Source organism: Acinetobacter sp. OYA S30 (assembly GCF_033599315.1).
GTDB classification, from domain to species: domain Bacteria; phylum Pseudomonadota; class Gammaproteobacteria; order Pseudomonadales; family Moraxellaceae; genus Acinetobacter; species Acinetobacter baumannii.
In genome coordinates, this window is sequence record NZ_JAWVAV010000017.1 from 74,906 (window position 1) to 81,546 (window position 6,641).

General features: G+C 42.2%; 5 protein-coding genes and 1 pseudogene. All 6 read left to right on the top strand.

What is annotated here, in order from left to right; translation table 11 throughout:
* Positions 1 to 115 precede the first annotated feature (115 nt).
* A complete protein-coding gene (prpC, locus tag R5R67_RS10510) occupies positions 116 to 1,273 on the top strand; it encodes a 2-methylcitrate synthase (protein ID WP_000097514.1) in 1,158 nt (385 codons plus the stop codon).
* Positions 1,273 to 3,879 carry a Fe/S-dependent 2-methylisocitrate dehydratase AcnD gene (acnD, locus tag R5R67_RS10515; RefSeq protein ID WP_001093589.1) on the top strand — a complete coding sequence of 869 codons (2,607 nt, stop codon included), beginning with the start codon at positions 1,273 to 1,275 and terminating at the stop codon, positions 3,877 to 3,879. Before prpC ends, acnD begins: the two co-directional genes overlap by 1 nt.
* A gap of 125 nt (positions 3,880 to 4,004) precedes the next feature.
* Positions 4,005 to 4,724 (top strand): hypothetical protein, encoded by a 720-nt coding sequence (locus R5R67_RS10520; RefSeq protein WP_002123357.1) that lies wholly within the window; start codon positions 4,005 to 4,007, stop codon positions 4,722 to 4,724.
* A 325-nt stretch (positions 4,725 to 5,049) separates the two neighbouring features.
* Positions 5,050 to 5,184, top strand: coding sequence for a zinc ribbon-containing protein (locus R5R67_RS10525; RefSeq protein ID WP_001983336.1), 135 nt, complete (start codon positions 5,050 to 5,052; stop codon positions 5,182 to 5,184).
* A gap of 123 nt (positions 5,185 to 5,307) precedes the next feature.
* Complete coding sequence (locus R5R67_RS10530; protein WP_017725592.1) at positions 5,308 to 5,883, top strand: DUF4126 domain-containing protein; 576 nt, start codon at positions 5,308 to 5,310, stop codon at positions 5,881 to 5,883.
* A 512-nt stretch (positions 5,884 to 6,395) separates the two neighbouring features.
* Positions 6,396 to 6,641 (top strand): annotated as a pseudogene (locus R5R67_RS10535) (GIY-YIG nuclease family protein); the annotation flags it as partial.

The following is a 6,641-nucleotide window of genomic DNA, read 5'->3' on the forward strand; positions in this document are numbered from 1 at the left end:
TACTTTTCCCGAAAGAAAAGTAGGTCGAACCGAAGGTTAATCCCGAAATAAGAAGTGAAAACGGTGCGACTCCGTCGTGCTTAATAAATAAATTCAGATAGGAAAGGACAATCTTATGAGCTCAAATGAAACAACAACAGGCTTCAAACCAAAAAAATCAGTTGCACTTAGCGGACAAGTTGCAGGCAACACAGCACTTTGTACCGTAGGACGTAGTGGTAACGACTTGCACTATCGTGGCTATGACATTCTTGACCTTGCGGCAGGTAGCGAGTTTGAAGAAGTTGCTCACTTGCTCGTACATGGCAAATTACCAAACAAAGCTGAACTCAAAGCATATAAAGCAAAATTAAAAGCACTTCGTGGTTTACCGGCAGCACTTAAAACTGCACTTGAACAATTACCACCGTCTGCACACCCAATGGATGTGATGCGTACTGGTGTTTCAGTTCTAGGTTGTTTAACGCCAGAACATGAAGACCACAATGAAGCTGGCGCAAAAGACATTGCTGACAAATTAATGGCAAGCTTAGGTTCAATGCTGCTTTATTGGTATCACTTCAGCAACAACGGTCGTCGCATTGAAGTTGAAACAGATGACGACTCAATTGCAGCGCATTTCTTACATTTACTTCATGGCGAAAAACCATGTGAAGAGTGGATTCAAGCGATGCATACATCACTTATTTTGTATGCTGAGCATGAGTTCAACGCATCTACATTTACGTCACGCGTGGTTGCAGGTACAGGTTCTGACATGTACTCGGCAATTACAGGCGGTATTGGTGCACTTCGCGGACCTAAGCACGGTGGTGCAAACGAAGTTGCATTCGTGATTCAACAACGTTACGACAATCCAGACGAAGCAGAAGCTGACATCCGTAAACGTGTTGAAAACAAAGAAGTCGTAATCGGATTTGGTCACCCTGTATATACAGTTTCTGACCCACGTAACGAAGTGATCAAGAAAGTGGCGCATGACTTAGCAGAAGCGCAAGAGAACACCAAAATGTACCTCATCGCTGAGCGTTTAGAAGCAGTGATGAAAGAAGTGAAAAACATGTTCCCGAACCTCGACTGGTTCAGTGCGGTGAGCTATCACTTAATGGGTGTTCCAACTGCAATGTTCACACCGTTATTCGTAATTGCGCGTACAGCAGGTTGGTCAGCACACGTGATTGAACAACGTCAAGACGGCAAAATCATTCGTCCAAGCGCGAACTATACGGGCCCTGAAAACCTCGAATTTAAACCATTGGCGGAGCGTGGTTAATGAACACAAAATACCGTAAACCGCTGGCAGGTACCCAGCTTGAATACTACGATGTGCGTCAAGCCGTTGAAGATATTCAGCCAGGCGCATACGAAAAACTGCCTTACACCTCTAAAGTACTCGCTGAGCAATTGGTACGCCGTGCCGATGCCGAGAACTTAACTGCTTATTTAACGCAGTTGATTGAACGCCGTCAGGACTTGGACTTTCCTTGGTATCCTGCACGCGTAGTCTGTCATGACATTTTGGGTCAAACTGCATTGGTTGACCTTGCAGGTTTGCGTGACGCGATTGCTGAGAAGGGCGGTGACCCATCTAAAGTTAATCCAGTTGTACCAACACAGCTCATTGTCGACCACTCTTTAGCAGTGGAATACGGTGGTGCTGACCCAGACGCTTTTGCAAAAAACCGTGCTGTTGAAGACCGCCGTAACGAAGACCGTTTCCACTTTATTGAGTGGACCAAAACAGCATTTAAAAATGTCGATGTGATCCCTGCGGGGAACGGTATTATGCACCAGATTAACCTAGAGAAAATGTCTCCGGTGATTCAGGCGCGTGATGGCGTAGCATTCCCAGACACATGTGTCGGTACAGACTCACATACACCACATACAGATGCTTTGGGCGTAATTTCTGTGGGTGTAGGTGGTTTAGAAGCTGAAAACGTAATGTTGGGCCGTGCATCTTGGATGCGTCTGCCAGATATTATTGGTGTTGAGTTGGTTGGTCAGCGTCAGGCAGGCATTACTGCAACAGATATCGTACTTGCTCTAACTGAATTCTTGCGTAAAGAGCGTGTGGTTGGTGCTTACCTTGAGTTCTTTGGTGAAGGTGCTGACAGTATGTCTGTGGGCGACCGTGCAACCATTTCGAACATGACACCAGAATATGGCGCTACGGCTGCGATGTTCTACATCGACCAAAACACAATCGACTACTTACGCCTAACAGGCCGTGAAGATGCTCAAGTGGCATTGGTTGAACAGTACGCAAAAGAAATTGGCCTTTGGGCATCTGAAATGACCAAAGCAGAGTACCCACGTGTACTACGTTTTGATCTGTCAACAGTCACACGTAACATTGCTGGTCCATCAAATCCACATGCACGTGTTTCAACTGCGGACTTAAAAGAAAAAGGTATTGCGGGAGTTGTTGAAAACCGTTCTGATGGCTTAATGCCAGATGGCGCAATCATTATTGCTGCAATTACTTCATGTACTAATACCTCTAACCCACGTAACACCGTGGCAGCAGGTTTGCTGGCACGTAAGGCAAATGAACTTGGTTTGGTTCGTAAACCTTGGGTGAAATCATCATTTGCACCGGGTTCAAAAGCGGCTGCACTTTACCTTGAAGAAGCAGGTGTTCTAAAAGACTTAGAGAAACTTGGTTTTGGTATTGTGGCTTACGCTTGTACGACGTGTAACGGTATGTCGGGTGCATTAGATCCAGCCATTCAGCAAGAAATTATTGACCGTGACTTGTACGCAACCGCAGTACTCTCTGGTAACCGTAACTTCGATGGCCGTATCCATCCTTATGCAAAACAAGCATTCTTGGCATCTCCACCGCTTGTTGTGGCATATGCAATTGCAGGTACGATCCGTTTTGACATCGAAAAAGATGCGTTAGGTTATGACAAAGAAGGTAACCCGATTTACCTCAAAGACATCTGGCCATCTGACGCTGAAATTGATGCGTTGGTTAAGCAAGCCGTGAAGCCTGAACAGTTCCGTAAAGTCTACATTCCAATGTTTGACTTGGGCGAAGTTGAACAAGCGAAGAGCCCACTTTACGATTGGCGTCCGCAAAGTACTTACATCCGCCGTCCACCATATTGGGAAGGGGCGTTGGCTGCACCACGTACTTTGGCGAATATGCGTCCGCTTGCGATTTTGGGTGATAACATCACTACCGACCACTTATCGCCTTCAAATGCGATTTTGATGGACTCGGCTGCGGGTGAATATCTTCACAAAATGGGCGTACCAGAAGAAGACTTCAACTCATACGCAACCCACCGTGGTGACCATTTGACTGCACAACGTGCAACATTTGCCAACCCGAAACTCTATAACGAAATGGTTCGCCGTTCAGATGGTACCATTAAGCAAGGTTCAAAAGCGCGTGTAGAGCCAGAAGGCGAAGTGATGCGTATGTGGGAAGCGATTGAAACCTACATGAACCGTAAGCAACCGTTAATTATTATTGCGGGTGCTGACTACGGTCAGGGTTCAAGCCGTGACTGGGCTGCAAAAGGTGTACGCCTTGCAGGTGTAGAAGCGATTGTGGCAGAAGGTTTTGAGCGTATTCATCGTACCAACTTAGTGGGTATGGGCGTGTTACCGCTTGAGTTTAAACCGGGTGTAAACCGCAAGACTTTAAAACTAGATGGTACAGAGCTTTATAGCGTGATTGGTAATATTGCGCCGCGTTCGACTTTAACTTTAGTGATTGAACGTGCCACTGCGGATGGTAAAGAAGAGATTCTTGAAGTGCCTGTGACTTGCCGTTTAGATACAGAAGAAGAAGTTTCTGTATATGAAGCGGGCGGTGTATTACAGCGTTTTGCACAAGACTTTTTAGAAGGTCAGGTGGCTTAACATTTAGTCTGTAATTGATTGAAATTTATTCTAAAAAGCCCTATCTTGATGATGGGGTTTTTTATGGGAACTAGTAAACCTTAAAAGGCATAAATAATTAGAAGTGGGTATATTGAGGGATGAACATGACAGAAAAAGATAATAATTTAAATGCAAGTTTTTTAGATCATAGAGTTGCAACTTATAAGGCTATTGCAGGTTTGATACCAGGATTTGGTTCGATCCTTTCAGAGGTTGTAGGAGCTATTATTCCTGATCAACGAATGGATAGATTAGTAAAATATATAAAAATATTGGATACAAAGGTTCAGAAAATTAATTCTGATTTATTAGAAATTGCTAAACAGAATGAATTGGCTATAGATCTGATTGAAGAGGGATTTGTTCAGGCATCGAGATCACTCTCTAACGAAAGAAGAGAATATATTGCAAACGTAGTAGCAAATGGTATATCAGATGAAGAAAAAAATTATGCAGATAGTAAGTATATTTTAAAATTATTAGGTGAGCTTAACGATCAAGAAGTGATTTGGCTGCGCTTTTTTTTACATCCCACCTTTGATGGTGATGAAGAATTTCGTCAACAACATCAAAATGTTATAGAACCAATAGCAACTTATATAGGTGCAGATGAAAATATATTAGAGAAAAAGGATATTCAGGAGAGCTATAAATCACATTTAGAGAGATTAGGACTTATTCGATCAAATTATCGAATTGATAAGAATACTGGTTTACCGAAATTTAATCATCAGGGAGTACCTGAGGTTTCTTATAGATTTGTCACACCACTTGGTAAAATGATGCTAAAGAAAATTGGTCTTATAGATTCAGCGAATACATAAGTTATTACATAAAAAAGCCCGACATCCTGTCGGGCTTTTTCGTATTTGGTTGCTAGATATGACTCCTGTCGTATCTCACGATCCTGATGCATGAACCTATTATTGTTGTTTTATGTTCCGGAACATCCTGTTCCTGTATGAGTTCATATTAGAAAAAAAGCAGAGGGTAGCCAATCCGCTAAATCCCTAAATCTGTGTAAGATAAATCGTACAAATAACATTTTTTGCATTTATGCCATCATCATCGGGCGAAATGGACAATTGACATTCACTCTAACTGGGTTATATTCCTGTTTAATATATATACGATTATAGGAATGTAATCATGGTAACAGCTGGCGAAAAACCCGGAACAGGCTTCTATTTCTGTGCTCAGTGCGGACATAGAGTGTTTTTAGAAATTAATACCGACCCTTTACCACCTTGCACAAAATGCTACTGCACGCAATTTAAACGTTAAGAATGAAATAATATTTGCGTTCGCATTTAACAAAAAGCCCTGTCACCCGATGGGGCTTTTTGTTAATTTAAAAATAAGACTTACATAACAAGACCCGTGATGGGCATGAAGAAGGAAACCGTTATGGAAACGATATTGGGTTTATGTATTGGTGTGGGCCTGAGCGCTGCCTGCGGTTTTCGCGTGTTTGTACCGCTATTGGTCATGAGCATCGCCACCATGATGGGCTGGTTTGAGCCATCAAAAGGCTTTGAGTGGTTAGCTCTGCCATCGGTGTGTTTGGCTTTAGGTGTGGCAACGGTATGTGAAGTTGCAGCTTACTATATCCCGTGGGTCGATAATGCCTTAGACACAGTCGCAACCCCTGCGGCCATGATCGCGGGTACGTTAGCGACAATGGCGGTTAGCAGTGGAGAAATGTCTCAGTTTGCCAGTTGGGCAGCAGCCATTATTGTCGGTGGTGGTACGGCAGGTGTGGTGCAAATGAGTACCGTTGCTGCACGTAGTGTTTCAACTGCGACCACGGGTGGTTTAGGGAACTTTATTGTGGCGACAGGGGAGTGGATTGGAGCAATCTTACTTTCAGTTTCAGCTATGCTGGTGCCTGCGCTTGTTGCAATAGTGGTACTGATTGCGGTTATTTGGGTGGTGCGTTGGATTCGCCATAAAAAGCAAGAACAGGCGCATACCCCGCTATAGGTGAGTGTAAATATCATTTTTTAATAAGCATAAAAAAAGCCCGACATCCTGTCGGGCTTTTTTGTATTTGGTGATTAGATATGACTCCTGTCGTATCTCACGCTCCTGGTGCTTGAACGTATTATTGTTGTTTTATGTTCCGGAACATCCTGTTCCTGTATGAGTTCATATTAGGAAAAAAGTAGAGTGTCGCCAATCCGCAAAATCCTTAAAAGTTTGTAGGAAAAAACTTACATTGAGAAATACCTTAATACTTTTTGTAGTTGCAACTGGTTAGTGGAGCCGAGCAATCCTACTTTCGGTTCAAGCTATATGGGTTCCGCCATAAAAATTAAGAACTGGTGCTTATTGCTTTATAAATATGGCTTTAAGTAAGAGATTGTTCTTAAAAAGGAATGAGTATTCAGATTTCAAAAAAACTTATTCTAAACCATCATCTAATAGATTCTTGATTATAATCAGTAGATTATTCATGAATTTTATTGAAGTTATTTTATTTTTAAAGGTTTGGCGTGTCTATTATAAAACTTAATGATATTTTGAAATTGAATGACTTTGATAACGTGAAAGTTAGATTCAATTTAATGTTTGATGGTAATTGGAATCCAATTGAGATATTCAAAAATGGTGAAGAGGATGTCTTATTGCAAGGGCATTATTGGAATTATAATAAAAATAAGTCTTATAAGGATGGTCAAATAACAATCGGTTTTATAAAAATAAAAAGGAATGAAGATTTATGGCTTTTATTTCATATA

Coding starts and splice junctions, on each gene's coding strand:
- prpC (WP_000097514.1), top strand. CDS start 116: ATGAGCTCAAATGAAACAACAACAGGCTTCAAACCAAAAAAATCAGTT.
- acnD (WP_001093589.1), top strand. CDS start 1,273: ATGAACACAAAATACCGTAAACCGCTGGCAGGTACCCAGCTTGAATAC.
- R5R67_RS10520 (WP_002123357.1), top strand. CDS start 4,005: ATGACAGAAAAAGATAATAATTTAAATGCAAGTTTTTTAGATCATAGA.
- R5R67_RS10525 (WP_001983336.1), top strand. CDS start 5,050: ATGGTAACAGCTGGCGAAAAACCCGGAACAGGCTTCTATTTCTGTGCT.
- R5R67_RS10530 (WP_017725592.1), top strand. CDS start 5,308: ATGGAAACGATATTGGGTTTATGTATTGGTGTGGGCCTGAGCGCTGCC.